Below are 24525 nucleotides of genomic sequence, written 5' to 3'. Positions count from 1 at the left end.
TAAGTAAGTGCCATTCAAATCAGTCCCCATTTTCCGCATTTCCTGGGCCATGGTAAGGTGAAAGCTATTTTCAATACCGCCCTGTGAGCATCTGGTTTCGATGATTTTCGGTCCTGATCCGTCCGTCATTCTGTTGATTGTCCTGCTGGTATTGCTGGCAGCGATGAGCGGTATCGGGTTGCTGTGGGTCCTGGTTGCCTTGCTGTTCGCGCCGCTGCGCCGTCATTTGCGGCGTAATCCTCGGCGTTATATGTGCTTGGTCGTGGTGGCCCTGGTGTTTGTCGGGCTGGGTGGAGTGATGTGGCGGGACTTCCAGCGTATCGACGATGACGAGCAGGCCCGGCAACAGGCGCTGAACCCTCGATTGCTGGTTGATCTGCGCCTGGGAGAACTGCATTTTCCAGCGGGCAGCCAGGCCCATCTCGGTACCTTGGAGCCTTTGGATTGGGACGGAAAGCCCCAGGCTCACGGCCTTGAAAGCTTGAAGTCCATTGAGTTGCCCGCATCCCTCGAGGTCCTGGGGTTGCCGGTGGTGGCGATTGATTTTTCGCCGGGCTATGACAGCTCCCGCGTCCACCTGGAGCATGACCATTTCGTGCAAGACTGGCACTGTGTCGCTGGCAGCTGGGCGACCTTCAGGCGAGAAATGGAGGACACGTACCGGCCAAGCCGCTGGCATTTTTCCGAGTGTGGCCTTGTCCCTGGCGTGAGTATTGCCGGTGTGAACTGGCCGGCTGGTACGGTGGTGCATGGCGCCGGTTCGGGCTGGATTCTGAGGGCTGAGGACACGGACAACCTGGACATTGCCCTCGACGGACTTCAATTGGCCGCGTTGCGCATGACCCTGGATCCACAGCGTGAGCCTGAGAGTTGGGAAGGGCAGTTGGCGCAGCCTGCCACGCTGGGGGACTGGCGTTACCCGACGGGTACGCGAGTTAGGGGAAATGCCCGTGGTGCTTGGCTGTTCAGCCCTTCTGGTGAACAGGACGCGGTCAATCTGCGCACGGGTGAAAAGGTCGCCCAGGGCCGCTCCATCCTCCAGCAGAGTGGCGCTGAAGCTTCGGTGACCATCAAGGCCAACAGTGAGGTCGGGGTGATCGACTAGTTTGTGATTACCCCGCAATGACCCTGCCGGGCACCGATGCGGATCAAGCGGTCGCGATACTGCAGCCTGCGCCAACCCAGTTAAAACTTCCGACACCAATGAAACATTTGTTAGTTGTCCCTCGCCGCTATGGCACGGACCATGTCCGTAGTAAACGCCAATCACGCTACTTCAGCACGAGGAAAACGGGTTCATGCATCAGAAGAAACGCTCGCCGCAGCACACGGTCATCCACCGCCTGGGCAGTCTGAGCCTGCGTACAGCGGGTGCGATCACAATTACCCTAGCTACCCTTGGTGGCGCACAAGCAGCCACATCCCCCGCTGATACCATCAAGGCATTCAAACTCTGCACTGGCGCGGATAACAACTCGCATGTACTCGAAGGGACCATCGACCAGACCATGCGCAACGACGTGACCGCCATTCACTTCAAGCAAACCCCGGCGCATGCCTCCTTTGATTGGCATAAGGACCCGGAGCCTCAGTACGTCATGACGCTGTCCGGCACCCTGGCGTTCGTGACCAAAACCGGTGAGAAATTCACCCTGCATCCGGGTGAAGTGCTGGTCGCGGAAGACAATACCGGCTCGGGGCATCGCTGGAATCTGGTCGACGATCAGCCCTGGCGGCGTGGGTATGTGGTCCTGAAGCCTGGCGCGCCGGACTCGTTCATCCCGAACGATCCGGTTGCTGCGAAGGTATGTAAAGCGTCTTAGGAATGCTTTACACCGCACCGCTGTAGCGCGCCACTGGCCCGGCAATCAACTGCCGGGCCAGCTCATCATTGGTCATGAGGTCAAGACCGCACATTCAGCCTGGTGCTACCCGGCCATGGCTGTACTGATCTCAGCTGTAGTCCTTGAACGTTTTGTCCTGCCATTCGCCAGAGTTGGGATTGAACACTTTGTCCGGTTTCTGTACCGGCCCTGAGGCCCCAGACCCGGTGTAACCTCTTTGAATAGAGGTGATTCCGCTGATAGGGACTTCATTGATCTGACCGCTGTAGGTGGTCGATTCAAGAAAGGCTTTTCCTGCCTGAGTGTCTACATTTCTCAGTTTGCCTTGTATGCACTGAGGCGACATGGCTCCGGGAAATTGCCCCCAGATGCGAAGGTATTCGCCAACAGGAATATTGTTAAGGTCTTCAGCAAAGTTGCTCATTCTGGTTCCCTCAGAAGGTGATAAAAATTAGCCGTTGCCTGGAAAATATAATCGCTCAGCTGGCAGGTATTAGAATGTTTGATATTTTTGCATATAGCATTTTGTTTTAGGGTGGGGCTGACCGTGTGCTATGAACACACCTTTATGTTGATGGTCAGCTCGCCCGTATATGGCCTGGTCTGTGTTTGTCGGTATTGTCGAAAAAAGGAGCCCATCGCTCAGTCCCCCGTTTTCCTATATCGGGCTTGGCAATCTCTTCAGGCAGGTGACTTGCCCAAGCGATACTCCTTGTAGACGGTGCTGTCATACTTTAACCTTCAAACCCACAGAAATAGCGAGCATCGAGCATGGCTTTTTTATCCAATGGCATCGAAATAGACCCGCAGTTGCCGTTGGGCGCCGAATGTCGCATCGACGCGGGTGGCAAGCTTCTTGGGTGGCTGTGTATCATGCTCTTCTTACCGATGGCCTGCTTTATGGTTTATGCGTTTACAGAAGAGCTCAGAAGTCGCTATCTTATTCACGATCTGCATTTCAATTTTTCAATGGTCTTTGGGGCGCTGTGCTGCATAATGTTTGTCTTGCTAGCTGGTTCAAATATCCAGCGAGTGCGCGCCGCGCACTTGCCGGTGGTGCTATTACGTCCGGGGGAGTTAAGGCTGTGCAACAGCCTGGCACCGATCACGCTGACGGATATACAGGCCATTGAATACTCGTTCTATCGCAATTCGGCGATCGTCATTCTGGTCATCAAACAGCAGGCTGCTCTACCGTTACTGGCTCCTCATCGGTTCGGCATGCCTGATGGCCGGCGCGTGTGGCGCAAGCACCGAGTTATCTTCCCGCTGCTTCAGCCAATGTACGCCGGCCAATTGGTAACGAACAGTTCAGTCATCCAGCGAATAGAACAGTATTGGGCTGCGGCTAACGCCAGATTAAACGTGAGTCACGGACAGTTGGCTGATAATGCAAATTGAGCCGTCGGTTGGCGGTGTGGCATCCGTATAGTCAATTTGATTGTAAATCCCTCCATGGAAATCGAAAGACTTGGACAGCCAGGAGCTTCCCAATTGAAGCGTTGGAGAGGAGGCGGACTGACCGCCGGTGCTGGCACTCACGATAATCGCGCCCCTAGAGTTGCTATGGATGCTCACCTTGAACTTCGCACCTAGCGCAACGTTACCCAGCAGAAATGCAGGCGTTGGATCGGCACCGTTGAATTCCTGTCGAAATGCATAAGTGAGTGAGTTCTTCTCCCAAAACACCTTGATTGCCGGATCTACATCGTCCTGAACGTGCATCTGTGAAACCACTACCTTCTGAGCAGAGTTTACCTTCACCAGGGTCATCTCTTGCCGGTTCCAATGATTGGCGGCGCCAAGCAGAGTCCAGTAAATCGACTCTTTCCATTCGCAGCGCGTTCGATGTGTGCTCTTGCTGGATGCGCCCTTGGTGGGGGCTGTGAGCTGAATAGATCCATCTGCCAGCCGGATGATTACGGTAGGGCATTCTGCGAGAGCCGTAGTGCCGTTCAGCTCCAGCGCTACCGGGTTAGTCGCTGACGTTGGCAACGGGGTCGCAATGTCGAAGCTACTGATATCTACGGTCATGATTATCATCCTTGTCATGAGGGAAGTGCTTGATATGGATGGGCGATTATAGACCACGGTTTTGTCCGCATTGGATTCGATTGAGCGCGGGTATCGAGCCTCGCGACCTCCTTGATCCATGCCGTGCCCAAACCGCCCACTTTGGGGTCAGCTTGATGGTTTTGAAAAGACGTTTACCAGGCTTCCATCTGGATCACGGAGCAGCAGGGAGGTATTGCCCCAGGGCATTATCGTTATTGGCATCACCACTTCCGCACCGCGTACCCGAAGTAGCACGGCCTCGACATCATCCACTTGAAACTCCAGGATTGCCGAGCGGTTGCTGGCGGCGACCGCCAATCCGTTGTTATGAAGACGGATCAGACGTTCATCGCTTATCGCCAGGACGACTCCGTCGAAGTGAATTTCGGCGAACCCGTCAGCAAGATGCCGGGGCTCAATGGTCGAGAGATTTTGATAGAACCGGACGAGGTGTTCAAACTTATTGGTAACGAGGCGGACAGACGAGAATTTCATGATTTGACCTGGCAGAAATGAGAGGCATCAATCTACTTCAGGCCTCTGTCAGTTTCTGACAGTATCGTTTTACAAAACCCGAGAAAAGGAGCAAGAAGTGGGATGTCAACCCTCAAATATTGCCCGCTCAATTTTATAAAAATAGTTTTCCTGCTGGCCCACAGTTAGCTGCTTTATTGATTTATGGGAGAGCTTTCCACCTATTTTCTCCATTGCCCGCTGCGAGCGAATATTTTGGCTGGCAACGTGGAACCAGACGGTGTCGACCCACAGAAACGCATGCTTGAGCATCAGGCGTTTCAGTTCTCCATTTGCGCCGCCACCCCATTTTTCGCGAGATAGGAAGGTGTATCCGATAGCAACCTCACGCTTTTCCTCGCTGAACTCATAGTAACGAGAACTGCCCACTACGTTGCTGCTGCCTCGGTCGATAACGACCAGCGCGCTCTGCGAGGTAAGGGCTTCGTTAAACCATTCGCGAAAGACCGGTTCCTGGTAGCGCGTCGGGCTCGGATGCTGAACCCAGATCAACGGGTCGGATGCGACGCTGTAAAGTGATTCGAAATCCCCGGCTTCCAGCGGGCGCAGCTCAAGTGACTCACCCAGAATTGACGGAGAGATGGGTAGGGCTTGCATCATTTTTCTCCTGAGGTTCGGATGACTTGTTCGGCAACCGCTCGAGTCCAACCGGCACATCAAAGCCTCCATTGCCCCGATGTGCAAACTCTCATGAGCAACGCCCAGCCGTTTGATCAGCCTTTGACGGTGACCGGGCCATGATTGTCGCAGTGGGTACCATGCGGATGGTGCAGATGCCCCTCCACCAGGTAGTCCACATGATCCCCGTGTGTGACTGCTTCATGCCCACAGCCAGGGCGATGTTGATGGGTGTGATCGGGATGCTTGTCGCACGTGCTCCTTTCTCTTTATCACCGCGGTGGCGCACCACTTGCATGTGACTGGTCTCATCTTTGGCGATTCCCTCCGGATCAAGGATTTTCCCTTTGGCACTGCACCTTTGGTTTACTTTCGCCCTGGCCTACCTGGCGACGACTTTGTCTCCAGGTCCAAACGTACTATTGGTCGTGCGCAACGCTCTACGCTACGGCCCTCCAGCCATGGCGGTGACACTGCTTGGCAACCTTGTCGCTCAATTGCTGGTGACCAGCGGCGTGGCACTGGGCGTGGGTGCCATCCTCATCGCCGTGCCTACGGCATTTCTGGCGTTAAAGGTCATTGGCGCCGGCTATCTGATCTACCTCGGGTTGCGCCAGTTGTTGGCCCGCACGCCTGTGACCCGGCCAGAAGGTGAGCCGCAAACCAGCCCGCCGTCATCGAAATGGAAAATTGGCATGGAGGCGTTTCTGGTTTCCGCGAGCAACCCCAAAACGCTGATTTTTCTCTGCGCTTTTTTACCGCAGTTTCTTGATCATGAGCGCCCCATTCCCGGGCAGTTCCTGATGATGTACCTGACCATTGCAGCTATCGTAGTGATGGTCCATTCGGTTTACTGCTACACCGCTTACCGATTCAGTAAACGCCTCAGCGCCGCACATTGGGTTGTGGCCTTGAAGCGCACCACTGGGGCGATATTCATCGGTCTGGGCGTACGCTTGCTGAACACCAGGGCGCTGTGAGCCGAAATCCGGTAAATCCAATTTATCAGTATGGAAGTTACCCATTCCTTTCTTGAGGAACATTCCATGAAAAGCACACGAGCATATGGCTCTTTTGAAATCAAACTAAACCCCGAAGCCCTTAGCGATCTTGCTGGCGGAACAGGTCTTGGACGCATGTCCTTCAACAAGGCATTTCACGGCGACCTCGTGGCGACCAGCCAAGGTGAAATGCTTTCTTTCCGTAGCAGTGTGCTGGGTTCCGCGGGCTACGTGGCGATGGAGACAGTGACCGGCACACTTCAGGGGCGCAATGGCAGCTTTGTATTGCAGCACAGCTCCACCATGACCCGCGGCGTAGCCGAGCAGTCCATTGATGTTGTGCCGGATTCCGGTACTGGGGGGCTGGCGGGGCTCGTAGGTCGCCTGGTGATCACTATTGCGGAAGGTCAGCATTCCTACCAGTTTGACTATTCACTGACCTGAGATAAGCAGGGAGAGGCGAGGGGGCTCACGCCTCTCCCTGGCACTTCACGGGTAACTGACCGCTTGCACCCAATTGGCGCCTTTACCAGACGGTGCGCTGGAGCTACGAGTGAGCGTGCCGTGCAGCGGATCGATGGCATAAACACCCACTTCAGGGCTTTTCTCTCCAGTAACCAACAGCCATTTCCCCGATGGGTCGACGGTGATCCCCCGTGGTTGCTGTTCGACCTTGATGTTCTGCAGGAAGCTCAGCTTGCCGCTTTTGCCGTCTACCGAAAAGGCACTGACCGTGCTGCCGGTGCGTTCAGAGGTGTAGAGGAAGCGCCCGTTGGGGGTGAGCTGGATATCGGCAGCCCAGATCAGATTGGCTGCCAGCGGTGGCGGGGTCGGTTGGCCAGGCTTGATCATCGGCCGGGCGATACCGCGTACCAGGCCGGAGTCAGCGGGGATGGCATTGACTTCGGACAGCTCGCTCAGGCGTCCGCTCTTCGGGTCGATGGCAAACGTGGTCACGGTGCCGGCCATCTCGCTGAGCAGGTAGAGGAAGCGGTTATCGGATGAGATCACCGGATGGCGGGGACCACTGCCCTTGGGCATGTCGATATGGCCCAACGGTGTGAGCTTGCCGCTGGCGGCGTCGAATTTGAACTCCAGGTATTGATCGGAACCCAGGTTGGCGGCGTACACGAAACGATTGGTCTTATCGACAATGATCGAGTGGGCGTTCGGGCCGGTCTTGATGACTTGTCGTACATCATCGCTCACCACGCCCTTGGCATCGATGGCATTGACGCTGATCAGGTCCTCGCCGTACGACGCGCCGAACAGATAGTGACCGGCCTTGTCCGTCGAGATGTAGGCCAGGCTGTCGGCAACCTTGGCGTTCTTCAGGTGCTTGAGGGCACCGTTGGCCGGGTTGATGGCGTAGGTCGCTACCGAATAGGGTTTGCCGCGTATGGAAGCGTAGAGCTTGCTGTGGTCTGGGCTCAGCGCCAGAGGCATGACGCCAGCCCCGACGTCGGTAGTGGCCAGCGGTTGCAATTGCCCCTTTGTCGACAGTTCATAGCTGCTGAGCGTACCGTCATTGGCGTTGGAAACGTAGACGTAGGTGTTGGCCCAGGTCAGTGGGGTGATCATCAACAGCGCGGCACTGGCGAAACCTTGCAGGGTTTTGGTTCGACTCATTTGAGGGGCTCTTTATTGTTGTTTTAATTGTCTGTCATCGTATGACTTGGCCTGATTGTTAGGCGGCCATACCTCCCTTGTCAATCCTGAGGTGGCTCAGGGCGGCACGGCTTGCCAGTGTCGTTCGATCAGCAGCGGTGCCGATAAGCTTTCTGCCTGCTGACACAACGCCATGGACCTGGCGATTGTTTCCAGGCCGGTACACGCCTCAATGCCCTGGCTCAAGTATCGAAACAGTGCTACACCGGTTCCCGTTGCGGCATCCATCTGGATGAGGGGTTGCTCCATGGTTCGGACTCCGTGACGTCTTCACCAACGGAGCACACTGCCGACCCGATGACTTGGGGAAATTCAGACTTTTTTGAATGACAAGGCATATAGGCTAGACCTCGCCCGACAGCGCGCAAGTGTGCACGGGCATTTCTCCACTCCGCTCGTCACTTGCTTAACTGACAAGAGTTTCACGATCGGCGTACTGAGCCAGAAAGCTCAGGTTCAGGTTGCCGGGCGCAACCTCGATAGCAGACTAATCTTCAGTGTCATGGCCAGTGGCCGTTGCCCGTACAGAAGCAAGCCCCAGGGGAGAGATGAGTGAAGCGCAGCAAAGGAACAGTAATTGTGCTGGTGGTCGTGGTGCTGGGGCTTCTTGTCGGGGGCTGGGTGCTTTATCACAGCTTGAACAAGCCCAAGGGCAAACCGCCTTCGATGGGCGATCCGGTGACGGCCGTCGCCGTCAAATTGATGGATGTGCCGGTGTACATCGATGCCCTGGGCACGGTGACGCCGACCCGCAGCGTGACCGTGGTCAGCCAGGTCTCCGGCATCCTGTCCTCGGTGGACTTCAAGGAAGGCCAGCGGGTCAGCAAGGGCCAGGTGGTGGCGCGCATCGATGACCGCGCGCTCAAGGCCCAGCTGGCCCAGGCCAAGGGCCTGCTGGCCCACGACCAGGCAGTGCTGGTCAATGCCCAGCGCGACCTGGCGCGCTTTCGCGAATTGATCAAGGTCGGCTCGGTCAGCCAGCAAACCCTCGATACCCAGGTCGCCACGGTGCAAGAGCAAGTGGGGACAGTGGCGGCGGACGACGGTGCGGTGCAGAACCTGCAAGTGCAGGTGAGTTACTGCACCATCACCTCGCCGGTGGATGGCATCGTCGGCCTGCGCCTGGTGGACCCCGGCAACTTCGTGTCCGCGGGCAGTACCACGGGGATCGCGGTGATCACCCAGATGAACCCGGCCACGGTGATCTTCGCGGTGCCTGAGGATGATCTGGGCGCCATCGACCAGGCCATGACCAAGGGCAAGGTCGATGTCCTGGCCTATGACCGCAACAAACATAACCTGCTGGCCAGCGGGACCTTGCTGGCCCTGGACAACCAGGTCGACACCACTACCGGCACGGTGCGGGTCAAGGCGCAATTCAACGACACCGGCAATGCGTTGTTCCCCAATCAGTTCGTCAACGCCCGGCTCAAGGCCGACGTCTTGCAGCAGGTCGCGGTGGTGCCGACCCTGGCGATCCAGCACGGTAGCAAGGGCGATTTCGTCTTCGTGGTGCAAGGCAACAAGGCCAGCTTGCGCAATATCAAGAGCGGGCCGGTCAGTGGCGACCTGACGGCGGTGCTGGAGAATGGCGTGAAAGTCGGCGAGCAGGTGATTACCGAAGGGGCCGACAAACTGGACAACGGCTCACCCGTCAAGGTGGTCAGCCAGTGAGTTCAGCAATGTCTCAGACACTCAGTTTGTGCCTCCCAGGTAGTCATTGCTCATGAACGTCTCCAGACCCTTTATCGAGCGCCCCATCGCAACCACGCTGTTGATGGTCGCCATCTTCCTGCTGGGGTTGCTCGGCTATCACTTTCTATCGGTTTCCGCCCTGCCCGAAGTCGATTACCCGACCATCCAGGTCTTCACCCAGTACCCCGGGGCCAGCCCGGATGTGATCAGTTCCTCGATCACCGCACCGCTGGAACGCCAGTTCGGTGAAATGCCCGGCCTCAAGTCGATGGGCTCCACCAGTTCCAATGGCGCTTCCGTTATCACCCTGCAATTCGACCTGTCGCTGTCGCTGGATATCGCCGAACAGGAAGTACAGGCTTCGATCAATGCCGCCGGCACCTTCCTGCCGGCCAACCTGCCGTACCCACCGGTCTACAGCAAGGTCAACCCGGCCGATGCACCGGTCCTGACGCTGTCGCTGACCTCCGATGTATTGCCGCTGACCAAGGTCGAGGACCTGGCCGACACCCGCCTGGCGCAGAAGATCTCGCAGATTTCCGGGGTCGGGCTGGTCACCATCAGCGGCGGCCAGCGCCCGGCGGTACGGATCGAGGCCAACACCTCGGCGCTCAACAGCATGGGCCTGTCCCTGGAGGATGTGCGCACTGCCCTGGGCGCGGCCAACGTCAACCAGGCCAAGGGCAATATCGACGGCAAGTTCCAGGCGTTCTCCATCGGTGCCAACGATCAACTGCAATCGGCCGAGGAATACCGCGACCTGGTGATCGCCTACAAGAACGGTGCTCCGATCCGCCTCGCGCAGATCGCCACCTCGATCCAGGGTGCGGAAAACCCACGGCAGGCGGCCTGGACCAACGACACACCGTCGATCGTGCTGAATATCCAGCGCCAGCCGGGCGCGAACGTGATCCAGGTGGTCGACCGGGTCCAGCAACTGCTGCCCAAACTGCGCGCCAGCCTGCCGGGGACGCTGAAAGTCAGCGTGCTGACCGACCGCACCCAGACCATTCGTGCCTCGGTCACCGACGTCCAGTATGAACTGGGCGTCGCGATACTGCTGGTGGTGCTGGTGATCTTCCTGTTCCTGCGCAATGTGCCGGCCACGATCATTCCGGCCGTCACCGTGCCGCTGACCCTGATCGGCACCCTGGCGGTGGCCTACGCCCTGGGCTTTTCCCTGAACAACCTGACCTTGATGGCGCTGACCATTGCCATCGGTTTTGTGGTCGATGACGCCATCGTCATGATTGAAAACATCACCCGATACCTGGAGGAGGGCGATACACCTTTGCAGGCCGCGCTCAAGGGCTCGGCACAGATCGGCTTCACCATCATTTCGCTGTCGGTGGCACTGATCGCGGTGATGATCCCGCTGCTGTTCATGGGCGATGTGGTCGGGCGGCTGTTTCGCGAGTTCGCCATGACGGTGGCGGTGACCATCGTGATTTCCGCGATCATCTCCCTGACCCTGACCCCGATGATGTGTTCGCGCATGCTGCGCAATCACAGCGGGGAGCGGCGTCCGGACTTTTTCGACAAGATCAACGGCTACTACGTCCGCGGCCTTGACTGGGTGTTGCTGCACCGCACCTTGACGCTGATTTCCATCGTTTGCACCGCCTTGCTGACCCTGTTCATCATTGTGATCATGCCCAAGGGCTTTTTCCCCGAACAGGACACCGGGCTGATCCAGGGCATTTCCCAGGGTTCACCCACCGTGTCGTTCCAGCAGATGGAGTTGCAACAGCAGAAACTTGCCGCACGGATTCTCAAGGACCCGGCGGTGGCCAGCCTGTCGTCCTTTGTCGGTATCGACCAGACCAACCCGACCATCAACCAGGGCAACCTGCTGATCAACCTCAAGGATCGCGGCGATCGCGACAGCGCGGCGGTGGTGATTCGTCGGTTGTCGGATGCCAATGCCGATGATTCCGGGGTGCGCCTGTACCTGCACAGCGTGCAGGACCTGACCCTCGACGCGACGATCTCGACCACCAGCTACCGCCTCGGCTTGCAGGCCACCGACCCGCAGGTCCTGGAGGAATGGACGACCAAACTGCTGGCGGCCATCGGCAAGGACCCGATGTTCAGCGATGTGCAAAGCCAGGCGATGCAGTTCGGCAACCAGATCCAGATCAATATCGACCGCGCCACGGCTTCCCGCCTGGGCGTCACGCCCCAGGCCATCGATAACGTGCTGTACGACGCCTTCGGCCAGCGCCAGGTGTCGACCATCTACACCCAGCTCAACCAGTATCACGTGGTCATGGCCACCGACCGGCCACCGCGCAATATCGCCGACCTGCTGACAGGACTTTATGTCACCACCAGCAGCGGTGCCGTGGCGCCCCTGGCGAGCATGGCCACCCAGCAGGTGATTCGCACGCCCATCACCATCAACCGGCTGGGCCAGTTCCCCTATGCCGACATCTCCTTCAACCTGGCTCCCGGCCAGACCCTGGGCGCGGCCGTGACGCGCCTGGATCAGATTGAAAAAGACGTCGACCTGCCCCTGACCGTACAGGCCAACCTGGAGGGCGCCGCCGCGACCTTCCAGTCCTCGCTGTCGAACCAGATCTTCCTGGTGGCGGCGGCGATTATCGTGGTCTACCTGATGCTCGGTGTGCTCTACGAGAGCTTCGTGCACCCGGTGACCATTCTCTCGACCTTGCTCTCGGCGGCCCTCGGCGCCTTGCTGGCGTTGCTGGTCACCGGTACCCAGTTCGACATCATCGGTCTGATCGGGATTGTGCTGTTGATCGGGATCGTCATGAAGAACGGCATCATGATGGTCGACTTCGCCCTGGAGTTGCAGCGCAAGGACGGACTCGACCCGGTGGCGGCGATTCGCAAGGCGGCGGAACTGCGTTTCCGGCCGATCCTGATGACCTCCATGGCCTCGCTGTTCGGTGCGGTGCCGTTGGCCTTGGGCACAGGCATCGGCTCGGAGCTGCGTCATCCGCTGGGCATCGCGATCATCGGCGGGCTGTTGCTCAGCCAGTTGCTGACGCTGTTTTCCACGCCGGTGATTTTCCTGGCGATGAACCAGCTGGAACGTCGCTTCAGCAAGCGTCAAGCCGAGACTGAGGGCTGATGCCGATGAACATCAGCGCGCCGTTTATCCAACGCCCGATTGCAACCATCCTGCTGGCGGTCGGCCTGGCCCTGTTTGGCTGGCTGGCGTTCCTGTTGTTGCCGGTGGCACCGTTGCCGCAAGTCGACTTTCCGACCATCAGTGTCCGTGCCTCGCTGCCGGGCGCCGATCCGGAAACCGTCGCCACGTCGGTGGCTACGCCACTGGAACGGCAGTTCGGGCAAATCGCCGGGGTGACCCAGATGACCTCGTCGAGCAGCCTGGGTTCGACCCGCATCAACCTGCAATTCGACCTGAACCGCAATATCGACGGCGCCGCCCGCGACGTCCAGGCGGCCATCAACGCCGCCCGCAGCAACCTGCCCAGCGATTTGTCGGGTAATCCGACCTACCGCAAGGTCAACCCGGCCGACTCGCCGATCATGATCATCAGCCTGACCTCCGACAGTGCCACGCCGGGCCAGATGTATGACGTGGCCTCGACCTTGCTCGAGCAGAAACTGCTGCAGACCAGCGGTGTCGGCGACGTCAACGTCGGTGGCGGGGCGCTGCCGGCGGTGCGTATCGAACTCAACCCGGACCGGCTCAACCATTACGGTGTCAGCCTGGAGCAGGTCCGCGCGGCGATCACCGCCTCGAACGCCAACCTGCCCAAGGGCGCGCTGTCCATCGACGATCTCTCCTACGGGATCGGCGCCAACGACATGCTGTTCAAACCCGAGGATTACGCGCCGCTGATAGTCAAGCAGAGCAACGGTGACGTGGTGCATATCGCCGACCTGGGTTATGTCCGCGAGGATGTCGAGGACCTGCGCAACTTCGGCCTGTCCAACGGCCGGCCGGCGGTGTTGCTGGTGGTGTTCAAGCAGCCGGGGGCCAACGTCATCGAGACGGTGGATGCGGTCAAGGCATCGCTGCCGTTCCTGCAAAGCTCGATCCCGGCCTCGATCAAGCTCAATATCCTGCTGGACCGCACCACCACCATCCGGGCGTCACTGCACGATGTGGAAGTCACCCTGCTGGCGTCGATTTTCCTGGTGACCCTGGTGACCTTCGGTTTCTTCCGCGACTGGCGCAGCACCCTGGTGCCGGCCATCGTGGTGCCGCTGTCGTTGCTCGGCACCTTTGGCGCCATGTATTTCCTCGGTTACAGCCTGAACAACCTGTCGCTGATGGCGCTGACCATTTCCACCGGCTTCGTGGTGGACGATGCGATCGTCATCGTGGAAAACATCATGCGCCACCTGGAGCGCGGCGAAAGCCGGGTGAAAGCGGCATTGGCCGGGGCACAGGAGGTCGGCTTCACGGTGTTGAGCATCAGTGTGTCGCTGATCGCGGTGTTTATTCCCCTGCTGATGATGGGCGGTATCGTCGGGCGGCTGTTCCGCGAGTTTTCCATCACGCTGTCGGTGGCGATCCTGATTTCGATGCTGATCTCCCTGACCGTGACGCCGATGCTCTCGAGCATCCTGCTGCGCCCGAGCCAGGAGACGGGGTCGGATCACGAGTACCCGGACTCGCGCTTCCATCGCTTCTATGACCGGACCCTGGGCTGGGTCGTCGAGCATTCGGCGCTGATGGGGCTGTTGACCGTGCTGGTCATCGTGCTCGCCGGCGTGCTCTATGTGCTGGTGCCCAAGGGCTTCTTTCCCCAGGAAGACACCGGGCGGCTGCAGGGCAGCATCATCGCCCCGCAGAGTATTTCCTATGCGGCGATGCAAGAGGCGTTCAGCAAGATCAACCAGACCGTGTCGAAGAACCCGAATGTCGATACCGTCGGTGGTTTTATCGGTGGCGGCGGTGCGATCAACAGTGGTCAACTGTTCATTGCGCTCAAACCGGTGGGGGATCGCAAGGACAGCGCCGACCAGGTGATCGCCCAGGTGCGCAAAGCCCTCGGTGAACTGCCAGGAACCCGGTTGTACCTGCAATCGGCCCAGGACATCACCGTCGGTGGCCGGCAGAGCGGGGCGCAATACCAGTACACCATGACCGCCGATGACCAGGACACCCTGGACGAATGGGTGCCCAAGGTCGTGGCGGTGTTGCATACCCTGCCACAACTGACCGACATCAACACCGACCAGCAGGACAACAGCCTGCTGGCCAACATCAGCATCAACCGCGACACCGCCGCCCGCCTGGGGGTCAATATCGGCAATATCGACCAGACCCTCTACGACGCCTTCGGCCAGCGCCAGGTCTCGACCATCTACAAGTCGGCCAACCAGTACCACGTAGTGATGGAAGTGGCGCCGCCGTACTGGACCGACCCGGAGGCACTCAAGTCGATCTATGTCCCGACCGGGCCCGAGGCGTCCACCCAGGCGGGCGGCACCACGACGCTGCCATCGACCGCGCCGACCATGGTGCCGCTGTCGGCACTGTCGGATACCGGCATCCAGCGCACGGCGATCTCCATTGCCCACCAGGGCACGTTCCCGGCGGTAACGGCGTCGTTCAACCTGGCGCCGGGCACCTCCATCGGCCAGGCCACCGTCCTGGTGGAAAATGCCGTGGCCCAGTTGCGCATGCCGGCCAGTGTGGTCGGGCAGTTCGCCGGTACGGCCCAGGTGTTCCAGTCGTCGGTGGCCAGCGAGCCGCTGCTGATCGTCGCGGCGCTGTTGTCGGTGTATATCGTGCTGGGGATGCTCTACGAGAACCTGATGCACCCGCTGACCATCCTCTCGACCTTGCCCTCGGCCGGTGTCGGTGCGCTGATCGCCTTGCTGCTGACCGGCACCGAGCTGTCGATCATCGCCCTGGTGGGGGTGATCCTGCTGATCGGGATCGTCAAGAAGAACGCCATCATGATGATCGATTTCGCCATTACCGAGCGGGTCCAGCACGGGCGCAGTGCCCGCGAGGCGATTCACCGGGCCTGCCTGATCCGCTTCCGGCCGATCATGATGACCACCATGGCGGCCATTCTCGGGGCCTTGCCGCTGGTCCTGGGCACTGGCTACGGTTCGGAGTTGCGCCGTCCGTTGGGGATTTCCATTATCGGCGGGTTGCTGCTCAGTCAATTGCTGACGCTCTACACCACCCCGGTTATCTATTTGTGGCTGGACAGCGCTTCCGAGCGGCTGCGCCGGCGCGGCAAGGAGTCTTGAAAATGATGATGGGTCGACGCGCCCCTTACCTGGTCCTGTTGCTCAGCCTGAGCATCAGCGGCTGCATGGTCGGGCCGGATTACCAGAAACCGCCGATCGAACTGCCGCAGACCTTCAAGGAAGGCGCGCAGTGGCAACGGGCGGCCGCCAATCCCCAGGGTGCGCTGGACAGCCAGTGGTGGCTGGATTACCACGATCCGATCCTCAACGACCTGATGGTTCGCGCCGCCAAGGCCAACCAGTCGATTGTCGCCGCCGAGGCGGCTTATCGCCTGGCCCAGGCGCAGGTCGCTTCCAGCCGGGCCGGGCTCTGGCCGACGGTGACCGCCGGACTGTCCGGTTCCCGTGGGGTGGGCAGGAGCGGTAGCAGCGGCAGTAGCGGTACGACATCGAGCACTTCGGGTGGCTCCGTCGAACAGAGTGTCAGCGCCACCCTCGGCGCCAGTTGGGAGCCGGACCTGTGGGGCCTGGTACGCCGTGGCATCGAATCGAGCCAGGCCTCGGCCCAGTCCTCCGATGCCTTGTTGGCCGGGGTGCGCCTGTCCATCGGCGGCAGTGTCGCCAGCAACTATTTCGGCATCCGCCAGCTGGATATCGATATCCGCTTGCTGAACGAACAACAGCGGATCAACCAGCAACTGCTGGACATCACCCAGACCGCATACACCCAGGGCACCGCGTCCAACGACCAGTTGCTGGTGGCCCAGGACCAATTGACCACGGTGGTGGCCGCCTTGCAGACCTCGCAGCGCTCGCGCGAGCAGTTCGAGCATGCCCTGGCGGTGCTGGTGGGCGTGGCGCCGGCGCAGTTCAGCCTGGCGCCGGTCGACAGCTTTGCCTTCAACCTGCCGGCAACCCCCTTGAGCCTGCCATCGGGGCTGTTGCAACGGCGTCCGGACGTGGTCGCCGCCGAGCGTTCGGTGGCTGCGGCCAATGCGAAAATCGGTGTCGCCGAGGCGGCGTTCTATCCCAATCTCGACCTGACGGCCCAGGTCGGCTACACGGGCAGCGCCCTGGGCGGCCTGTTCTCCTTGCCGAACCGGATCTGGAGCGTCGGCCCGGCGCTGGCCGAAACCCTGTTCGACGGCGGTGCGCGTTCGGCGGCGGTCAAGGAGGCCGAAGCCACCTATGACGAGGAAGTCGCCAACTATCGCGGCACGGTGCTCAGCGCCTTGCAGAACGTCGAAGACAACCTCTCGACGCTCAATCACCTGCAGACCCAGACCCAGGCCTACCAGCAGATCTACCAGCGCAACCAGCAACTGTTCGGCAGCCAGCAGGCCCAGCAGAAGGCCGGTACGGTCAGCCTGCAAGATGTGTTGACCCAGCAACTGATTCTCTTGCAGACCGAGCAGAGCCTGCGTGACACCCAGGGCCAATTGACCCAGGGCAGCGTCAGCTTGATCCAGAGCCTTGGCGGTGGTTGGCAAGGGGGCGACTTGACCGGTAAGTGAGGCGTCGTAGCCTGTCGGTTTGCCCAGGGGGAGGCCACTCCGACGACGGTGTCGGTGAATATTTTTTGCGGTGGGCGCTGGCTCGTTATAACAATCTGTTGCAAGGCGGTATCTTGTCGGTGTTTTCCAGCCGTTAAGATGCACGCGCCCCAAGCGATTTCTTTTATTCAACGAGCCTGACCATGCCCTTTACCCAAGCAACCGGAGCATTGGCACCGCAGAGCGCCCTCGGTTATCAGGAGGCGATTTTTCCTCAGGTGTCTCGTTCTTTTGCCCTCACCATCCCGCAATTGCCGCCGCCGTTGAACACGGCCATGACCACCGCCTACCTGCTCTGTCGGATCGCCGACACCATCGAGGACGAGCCGACGCTGTCGATTACCGACAAGCAGCATTATGAAGCGGCGTACATTCGGGCAGTTCTCGGTGAGATCGATGCCCAGCCGTTCTGTGATGAGCTGGCCCCTTTGCTTTCCGAGGCCAGTTCGCCGGCGGAAAGAGCACTGTTGAGTCAGTTGCCACGGGTACTGGAAGTGCTGCAGACCCTTGACGAACCCCAGCAGGCGGCCATTGTGCAGTGCCTGCGGGTGATGTGCCCCGGCATGGGGGATTTCCAGCGGGTCGTTGGTTTGCAGGGGCTGGAGACCTTGTCCGAGCTCAAACGCTACTGTTACTGCGTTGCGGGCGTGGTGGGCGAAATGTTCACCGAATTGTTCGTCGACTTTGCGCCGGAACTGGTGGTTCATCAGGAGCGGATGGCCTCACTGGCCGTGTCGTTTGGCGAGGGGTTGCAACTGACCAATATCCTCAAGGACCAATGGGAAGACCGGCAGCGTGGCGTTTGTTGGCTGCCACGGGACCTGTTTGCGCGACATGGCGTGTGCTTGTTGTCGTTGCACACGAGTACGCAACCTGGCTATGGGCCGGCGCTGACAGAACTGATCGGCATTGCCCACGCTCATCTGCGCCGAGCCTTGGACTACACGCTGCTGATTGCACCCGAGCGCGCCAGCTTGAGGTTCTTCTGCCTGCACTCCATTGGCCTGGCGATACTGACGTTGCGTAACCTGCATCGACGTGCCGATTTTCATTCCGGGTCGCAGGTGAAAGTGCCCCGCGGCCTGGCAATGACAACCATCAGCACTCTGCGCTCGCTGGGTGGAGACAACGCTGGCTTGCGGGCGCTGTTCGATCGGGCGACGCGTTCGTTGCCGTTGACCAGTCTCTGAAGTGCCGCGCTGTTGAGGTAAGATGCCGGCAAAACAGGCCCGCCGTGTTCGATAAGGGTTCGTATGTCCTTGATTTTTTCTGCCCGCAGGCTGGTGCCCCTCGGCCTGCTCTTGCTGTTCAGCGGCTGCCAGCCCGCCCCGACAACGCCCCTCGACCAACAACTCTATATCTGGCAACGCCAATGGCGCCCGGGCCATGAGCAGGCCCTGGCCCAGAGCCGAGCGGACTTCTCGACCTTGCGGGTGCTGGCCCTGCAGGCCCAGCCCAAGGCCGGGTGGAGCAGGGCGCGGGTGGATCTGGCGCAACTCAAGGCCGATGGCCGGCCGGTGATCGCGGTGATTCGCCTCGATGGCCAGCTTCCGGCCCTGGATCTGGAGTTGGCGAACACGCAGATCTCGACGCTGCTGGCTGATTGGCAAGCGGGCGGTGTAACGCCCGCCGGGCTGGAAATCGACCATGACAGCGGCAGTGCACGCCTGCCCGGGTATACCGATTTCCTGGTCAAACTGCGCGGCCTGCTGCCGCCTTCATTGAAACTGAGCATCACGGCCTTGCCCGCCTGGCTCGATAGCCCGCAACTGCCGGCCTTGTTGCAGGCGGTCGACAGCAGCGTGTTGCAGGTGCACGCCGTGAGCAACCCGAGGCTCGGGCTGTTCAATCCCGGGCAAGCCAGGGACTGGGCCGAGCGTTGGGGACGGGTCAGTGACAAGCCGTTTTACCTGGCACTGCCGGCTTATGGCGTGGCGTTGTTGCCGGACGATCAGGGCGGGCCTGTGGTCGAAGCCGAAGTCGCGTTGAGCCGTGGCGGCGAGCGCCGTGAGCTGTTGGCCGATCCGCAGCAACTGGCGACCCTGGCCCAACAACTGCGGGCCAAGCCGCCGGCGCATCTGGCCGGGTTGATCTGGTTCCGCCTGCCGCTGCCCGGTGACCGTCGCGCCTGGAGCCTGACCACCTTGCGCGCGGTGGCCCGTGGCGAGGCCCTCGCGAGCCAATGGCGAGTTGAACTGTCGGCCCGTGACGGCCTCTACGACATACGCCTGGCCAATGTCGGCAATCTCGACCGGCCGCTACCCGAGCGGGTGGTACTCGACGCCGAGCAATGTGATGGCGTCGACGGCATCAATGGCTATACCTTGCAGCAAACCTCGAAGCAGCTCATTTTTACCCGCCAGTCCAGCGCGCGCATTGCCGCTGGTGGCCAACGTGCGCTCGGCTGGGCGCGCTGTACCCGAATCGATCAAGGAGCCTGGAATGTCTACCCGTAACTGGCCTCGGCACCTGCTGTGCCTGTCCCTCAGTCTGCCGTTATCGGCATTGGCCTGCGGTCCGGACTTTCCCTTGCGTCTGCTGAACGATCGCGCCCAGTCCCTGGCCGATCTGCCGGAAACCAATTTTGCCTTCGAGGTCAATCGTCTCGGCGAAGCCGTGGCCGGCCTGAAACCGGCGACCGAGGCGACGCTGACGCCGTACTGGGACAGCGACGACAACAGCAAGCCCTATCGCGAGCAACGTGACAAAGTGGAGGCCAGCGAGCTGCCGGAAAACCTTCGGGCCGAGGTCACGCGTCTGCGCGCGCTGCAAGATCCGCAGCAGGTCGAAACCCAGGGCGCCAGCCTGCCAGCCGAGCTGCGGCTGTATATCGCCGGTGCCGTGGCCTTTCAGGCTGGTGATGCGCAGCGGGCGGCGGAGTACTTCCGCCAGGTCCTGGCCTTGCCGGCCGACCAGCGCAAGTTGCGCAGCACCTGGGCCGCGTATTCCCTCGGTCGGGCCTTGGTCGCCCTGAGTGTCCAGGCCGAGGCGGGTGTCGATACCCCGACGGATAATGCCAAAGCCCCAGCGGCCACCAGCATTGATCTGCAAGCCCAGGCCCGACTCGCGTTCCAGCAGACCCGGGACCTGAGCGCCGGGGATTTCAGCGATCCGCTGGAACTGGGGATTGCCAGTCTGGGTGAGGAGGCCCGGCTGGTCAGGCTCGACAATGACTGGAACCGCGCCATTGCGCTATACGCCAGCCAGAGCCGGTTGGGCTCCAACAGTGGCTACACCTCGCTCAAGCAGATCTCCGGCGAGCTGGCGGGATTGCCGGATGACGAGCTGCGTACCCTGCTCAAGGAGAAAAACGTCCAGGAACTATTGACCGCCTACGTATTGAGCCGGGTTGGCGGTTCCTTCGATGAGCAGTCGGAGCAGGAGCAGCGACTGTCCAAGTTGCTGCTGGCCAGTGCCGCCGGCAGCCTGGATAACGCTGATCGCCTGGCCGCCCTGAGTTACCAGAAGGGCGACTACACGGGAGCCAAGACTTTTCTCGAACACGCCGGTGACGGCGGCCTGGCGTGGTGGGTGCGGGCGAAGCTGGCGTTGCGCGATGGCGACAAGGTTCAAGCCGCGGCCGCCTATGCCAAGGCGGCCAAGGCGTTTCCCAAGGACGAAGCCTGGGGCACACGGCGGGCACCGGACTGGAGCTTCGAAACCGTCCAGCCTGGCTGCCGGGTCGAGGGCGAAAGCGCGATCCTGGCACTGGACCGTGGCGACTACCTGCAAGCGTTCGACCAGCTTTACCGCAGCCAGGATATCTATTGGCAGGATGCCGCGACCGTGGCCGAACGGGTGCTGACGACCGACGAGCTGAAAACCTATGTCGATGCTCATGTGCCCGCAGCGCCGGCGGCCAAGCCCGAGGACAAGGAGAATTACGTGCGCCGTCCGGTGGCCGCGCAGTTGCGTGAGCTGCTGGCCCGGCGCCTGCTGCGCGAGGGGCGCTACGATGAGGCGCCGAAGTACTTCGACAGCCCCGAATTGCAGGCTACGGCGCAGGAGTATGGCCGCGATCGCCAGCAGGCAGTGTCGCGCTGGACCGCCACCGGGCGTGCCGAGTCGCTGTTTGCCGCTGCCACGTTGGCGCGCAAGTCGGGCATGGAAATCCTCGGCTACGAGATGGCGCCGGATTATCGCACCCTGGACGGTTACTACGCCCTGGACACGCCTGCGTTGCAACCGGCACCGTTTCTCGAAACCGCGGAAATCCAGCGGCAACAGGCTACCGTGGCCAAGCCCGACCGGCGTTATCACTATCGTTGGATCGCGGCGGACCTGGCCAGCCAGGCCGCCGACCAGTTGCCCCATAGCAGCCAGGCATTCGCCGCCGTGTTGTGCAAGGCGGCGAGCTGGGTTGCCGGGAGTGACGAGGAAATCCAGTTATACCAGCGTTATGTCGAGCAGGGCCCGTACGTAAGCTGGGCGACGAATTTCGGCCAGCAATGCCAGGAACCGAACTTCGACCAGGCCAACAAGCGTTACCTGACCCAGCCTTTGAACGCCGTGCGTTCGGCCTTACGGCCTTACAAGGTGGTGCTGATCGTGGCGGTTCTGGCGGTATTGGGTGGGTTGGCGGCATTGTGGGTGCGTCGGCGCAAAGCGAAGCTTTGAAGCAAGGTGGGCCAGGGCGTGCTATTGCTTAGGGATACATCCCCTTGAACCTTTCATGAAGTTGGCGGCTCTGGTGCTTCATGTATTGCCCACAGACCCAAGAGGTGACGATATGCCGGTCAAGCACGATTTGCTCGCGGACCTGAAGTTGAACAAGGAGGCGCTTGCGCAGCACAGGAGCAAGGACCCCAGGCTCAACCAACTGCTTGATCAGTACGACGATATCGACAAGGAAGTGCTGGCGGCCGAGTCGGCCCAGGCGGCGGATGATCCGTTGCGCACGCTGAAGGAGCGGCGACTGAAAGTGAAGAACCAGATCGTCGAGCGTCTCCAGGCGATTTGATCCTTGTAGGCGCTGGCTTGTCATTGGGCCCATGAGCCTTGTGGCGCCTATCCGGGCGCCATCGCCAGCAAGCCGGCTCCTACAAGTCCGTGTATCACTACGACCCCCCGTCAAGCCCGGAACCTGTAGGAGCCGGCTTGCTGGCGATCGCGATCTCACCTTTGTCCCCGAAACACCTGACCCAATCGACAGTTTCGATATTCTATTTCCATATATTTCAATATTTTGTAGGAGCTTTATAAAGCTTATGTAAGGCTATGGGTGAGGCCAGGGAGTGCCGCACCATCGGAGGAAGGTACGCCTGGCCATTTCCACCGAGCACTATAAAAACAGGGAGTTTCAATGTCTGTCTTGTTCCAGCCGCTGTTCCGGCACGCCGTGCCATCCCCGCGTTTTAGCCGTCTTGCGTTATCCCTGCTGTGCGCCAGCCTGGCGCTGCTGACCCATAGCGAAACCCAGGCCCAACCGGCTCCGGTCGATGAGTCCGCCCAGGGCGAAGCACTGAGCCCCGATGCCGGCCCGCCGGCGAAGAAGGGTGTCTACCTGTCCGACTGGTTCAACCAGGACCTGACGGTGATCGGCAGCAAGGACATCAGCTTCGGGCCACGCCCGGCCGACGATGTCTATCTGGAATACGAATACTTCGGTCGCAAAGGCCCGTTCGAACTCTACGGCTACGTCGATATCCCCAAGGTCTTCGGCATCGGCAACAGCCATGACCAGGGCGCCTGGGACCACGGCTCGCCGGTCTTCATGGAGCACGAACCGCGCATCTCCATCGACTCCCTGAGCGGACGCAGCCTGGCGATCGGACCGTTCAAGGAATGGTATGTGGCCTTCGACTGGATCTATGACCACGGCAGTCGCACCGCCAACCGCGCCAATACCCTCTACAGCGGCCTCGGCGCCGATATCGACACCCATTCGCGGGTCAATCTGTCGGCCAACTTCTACGGGCGCTACCAGTGGGAGAACTATGGGGCGAGCAACGAGTATTCGTGGGACGGCTACCGTGCCCAGCTCAAGTACATCGTGCCCATCGACCACTTCGGCAATGGCGCGTCGCTGACCTACATCGGCTTCACCAACTTCGATTTCGGCTCCGACCTGCACAAGACCGATCCGGCGCGTACCGCCAACGCCACGGTGGCGACCAACGTGCTGCTGTATTCCTTTACACATTTGCGCTTTACGCTGGTGGGACGCTACTTCCACAACGGCGGCAACTGGCGCGATGGCAGTCAGCTGAATTTTGGCGACGACGACTTCCGCGCCCGCTCCAACGGCTGGGGTTATTACGCCGGCGTCGGCTACCAATTCTGAAACCCTCGTTAATAGGAGCGTCCATGCGCACTGTGATTCGTCACTCCCTTATCGCCGGCGTGCTGCTCGGCAGCCTGGCCGGACAGCCAACCTGGGCCGCACCGGCCTCGCCGATCAAGCCCAAGGTCATGCTGATCACCATGTTCGCGCCGGAAGCGCAGGCCTGGATCGAGCGTCTGGCCCTCAAGCATGAAATCCCGGTACCAGGCCTCAGCGCCGAGTACCCGAACATTCATTGCAATGACCAGGACACCTGCCTGCTGGTGACCGGCATGGGCCAGACCAACGCCGCCGCCTCGACCCTGGCCCTGGCGTTGTCACCGCAGTTCGACCTGCGCCAGTCATATTTCCTGATTGCCGGGATTGCCGGGATCAACCCCCATCAAGGCACCATCGGCACGGCGGCCTGGGCCCACTACCTGGTGGAGTTCGGCACCCAGTGGGAGCTGGACTCGCGGGACGCGCCGAAAGACTGGCCCACCGGCTACATTGGCATCAACACCCGAGGCCCGAACGAGAAACCGCCGCTGGACTACAAGACCGAAGTCTTCGAGCTCAACCCCAGGCTGCAGGCCAAGGCGTTTGCCCTGTCGCATCAAGTGACCTTGAGCGAGAGCAAGGAATCCGCGGCCTGGCGGGTCAAATACCCTTATGCGCCGGCCAACCAGCCGCCGGTCGTGACCCGCTGCGACACCCTGGCGGGTAACACCTGGTTTTCCGGGACACGCCTGAGCGAGCGGGCCGAGGTCTGGACCCGCTTGCTGACGGACAACAAGGGCGTCTACTGCACCACCCAGCAGGAAGACAACTCCACCTACGAGGCCCTGCTGCGGGCGAGCAAGGCCGGGCGGGTGGACATCAATCGCCTGGCCGTGGTGCGTGCCGGCTCGGATTTCGACCGGCCGTATCCGGGCTATAGCGAAGTCGACAACCTGCTCAAGTACGCCGACCAGGGTGGTTTTGTCCCGGCCCTGGAAAACCTCTACCGCGCGGGCAACCCGTTGGTGCAGGCGATCCTCGGCAACTGGAAAGCCTGGGAGCAGGGCGTTCCCGAGAACTGAGTGGTTCGGTGGGGCGCGGCGCCAGTGCTAAGCTGGGCGTCCCACCGATCGCCCGGAGACCCC

At 60.6% G+C, this 24525-nt stretch carries 21 protein-coding genes; 15 read left to right on the top strand and 6 right to left on the bottom strand.

What is annotated here, in order from left to right:
• Positions 1-100: 100 nt before the first annotated feature.
• Together CWE01_RS25340 and CWE01_RS25335 are read left to right on the top strand one after the other, a co-directional pair.
• Positions 101-1105 (top strand): hypothetical protein, encoded by a 1005-nt coding sequence (locus tag CWE01_RS25340; protein WP_100943280.1) that lies wholly within the window; start codon positions 101-103, stop codon positions 1103-1105.
• A 193-nt stretch (positions 1106-1298) separates the two neighbouring features.
• On the top strand, positions 1299-1823 hold the full coding sequence (locus CWE01_RS25335; RefSeq protein WP_100943279.1) for a hypothetical protein: 525 nt from the start codon (positions 1299-1301) through the stop codon (positions 1821-1823).
• Between the two features lie 130 nt (positions 1824-1953).
• Here the strand turns inward: CWE01_RS25335 and CWE01_RS25330 are convergent, their stop codons facing one another.
• A complete protein-coding gene (locus CWE01_RS25330) occupies positions 1954-2268 on the bottom strand; it encodes a hypothetical protein (RefSeq protein ID WP_100943278.1) in 315 nt (104 codons plus the stop codon).
• Positions 2269-2615: 347 nt separating this feature from the next.
• On the opposite strand from CWE01_RS25330, the gene CWE01_RS25325 reads away from it, so the two are divergent.
• Positions 2616-3245, top strand: a complete 630-nt coding sequence (locus tag CWE01_RS25325) for a hypothetical protein (RefSeq protein WP_100943277.1) — start codon at positions 2616-2618, stop codon at positions 3243-3245.
• On the opposite strand, the gene CWE01_RS25320 is transcribed toward CWE01_RS25325, so the two are convergent.
• From CWE01_RS25320 to CWE01_RS25310, 3 genes are all read right to left on the bottom strand, one after another.
• A complete protein-coding gene (locus CWE01_RS25320; RefSeq protein ID WP_100943276.1) occupies positions 3204-3878 on the bottom strand; it encodes a polysaccharide lyase family 7 protein in 675 nt (224 codons plus the stop codon). The two genes, CWE01_RS25325 and CWE01_RS25320, sit on opposite strands and share 42 nt — an antisense overlap.
• A gap of 147 nt (positions 3879-4025) precedes the next feature.
• A complete protein-coding gene (locus CWE01_RS25315; protein WP_100943275.1) occupies positions 4026-4394 on the bottom strand; it encodes a VOC family protein in 369 nt (122 codons plus the stop codon).
• Positions 4395-4499: 105 nt separating this feature from the next.
• Positions 4500-5030 (bottom strand): GNAT family N-acetyltransferase, encoded by a 531-nt coding sequence (locus tag CWE01_RS25310; protein ID WP_100943274.1) that lies wholly within the window; start codon positions 5028-5030, stop codon positions 4500-4502.
• Between the two features lie 368 nt (positions 5031-5398).
• Between CWE01_RS25310 and CWE01_RS25305 the strand changes: the two genes are divergently transcribed.
• Positions 5399-6031 carry a LysE family translocator gene (locus tag CWE01_RS25305; protein WP_100943273.1) on the top strand — a complete coding sequence of 211 codons (633 nt, stop codon included), beginning with the start codon at positions 5399-5401 and terminating at the stop codon, positions 6029-6031.
• 66 nt (positions 6032-6097) lie between these two features.
• Positions 6098-6496, top strand: a complete 399-nt coding sequence (locus CWE01_RS25300; RefSeq protein ID WP_100943272.1) for a DUF3224 domain-containing protein — start codon at positions 6098-6100, stop codon at positions 6494-6496.
• 45 nt (positions 6497-6541) lie between these two features.
• On the opposite strand, the gene CWE01_RS25295 is transcribed toward CWE01_RS25300, so the two are convergent.
• Positions 6542-7681 (bottom strand): lactonase family protein, encoded by a 1140-nt coding sequence (locus CWE01_RS25295; protein WP_100943271.1) that lies wholly within the window; start codon positions 7679-7681, stop codon positions 6542-6544.
• 96 nt (positions 7682-7777) lie between these two features.
• A complete protein-coding gene (locus tag CWE01_RS25290; RefSeq protein ID WP_100943270.1) occupies positions 7778-7969 on the bottom strand; it encodes a hypothetical protein in 192 nt (63 codons plus the stop codon).
• A 417-nt stretch (positions 7970-8386) separates the two neighbouring features.
• Between CWE01_RS25290 and CWE01_RS25285 the strand changes: the two genes are divergently transcribed.
• The 10 genes from CWE01_RS25285 to CWE01_RS25240 all read left to right on the top strand — a co-directional run bounded on the left by CWE01_RS25285 (position 8387) and on the right by CWE01_RS25240 (position 24462).
• Positions 8387-9394, top strand: coding sequence for an efflux RND transporter periplasmic adaptor subunit (locus CWE01_RS25285; RefSeq protein ID WP_177410513.1), 1008 nt, complete (start codon positions 8387-8389; stop codon positions 9392-9394).
• 52 nt (positions 9395-9446) lie between these two features.
• Positions 9447-12512: an efflux RND transporter permease subunit gene (locus CWE01_RS25280; protein WP_100943268.1), complete on the top strand. Its 3066-nt coding sequence runs from the start codon at positions 9447-9449 to the stop codon at positions 12510-12512.
• 5 nt (positions 12513-12517) lie between these two features.
• Entirely contained in the window at positions 12518-15625 is a 3108-nt protein-coding gene (locus CWE01_RS25275) for an efflux RND transporter permease subunit (protein WP_100943288.1), read from the top strand.
• A gap of 2 nt (positions 15626-15627) precedes the next feature.
• Complete coding sequence (locus CWE01_RS25270; protein ID WP_256579410.1) at positions 15628-17079, top strand: efflux transporter outer membrane subunit; 1452 nt, start codon at positions 15628-15630, stop codon at positions 17077-17079.
• A 182-nt stretch (positions 17080-17261) separates the two neighbouring features.
• Positions 17262-18308, top strand: a complete 1047-nt coding sequence (locus tag CWE01_RS25265) for a phytoene/squalene synthase family protein (RefSeq protein ID WP_100943267.1) — start codon at positions 17262-17264, stop codon at positions 18306-18308.
• A 63-nt stretch (positions 18309-18371) separates the two neighbouring features.
• Complete coding sequence (locus CWE01_RS25260) at positions 18372-19574, top strand: DUF3142 domain-containing protein (RefSeq protein WP_100943266.1); 1203 nt, start codon at positions 18372-18374, stop codon at positions 19572-19574.
• Complete coding sequence (locus tag CWE01_RS25255) at positions 19561-21735, top strand: hypothetical protein (RefSeq protein ID WP_100943265.1); 2175 nt, start codon at positions 19561-19563, stop codon at positions 21733-21735. The genes CWE01_RS25260 and CWE01_RS25255 overlap by 14 nt, the downstream gene beginning before the upstream one ends.
• Positions 21736-21847: 112 nt before the next feature.
• A complete protein-coding gene (locus CWE01_RS25250; protein ID WP_100943264.1) occupies positions 21848-22078 on the top strand; it encodes a hypothetical protein in 231 nt (76 codons plus the stop codon).
• 342 nt (positions 22079-22420) lie between these two features.
• A complete protein-coding gene (locus CWE01_RS25245; RefSeq protein WP_100943263.1) occupies positions 22421-23401 on the top strand; it encodes a nucleoside-specific channel-forming protein Tsx in 981 nt (326 codons plus the stop codon).
• A gap of 23 nt (positions 23402-23424) precedes the next feature.
• Positions 23425-24462, top strand: a complete 1038-nt coding sequence (locus tag CWE01_RS25240; RefSeq protein ID WP_100943262.1) for a purine nucleoside permease — start codon at positions 23425-23427, stop codon at positions 24460-24462.
• Positions 24463-24525 lie beyond the last annotated feature (63 nt).

The organism is Pseudomonas sp. QS1027 (assembly GCF_002814235.1).
In the GTDB taxonomy this organism is placed as follows: Bacteria; Pseudomonadota; Gammaproteobacteria; order Pseudomonadales; family Pseudomonadaceae; genus Aquipseudomonas.
This window is presented reverse-complemented; position numbering and strand designations above follow the sequence as displayed.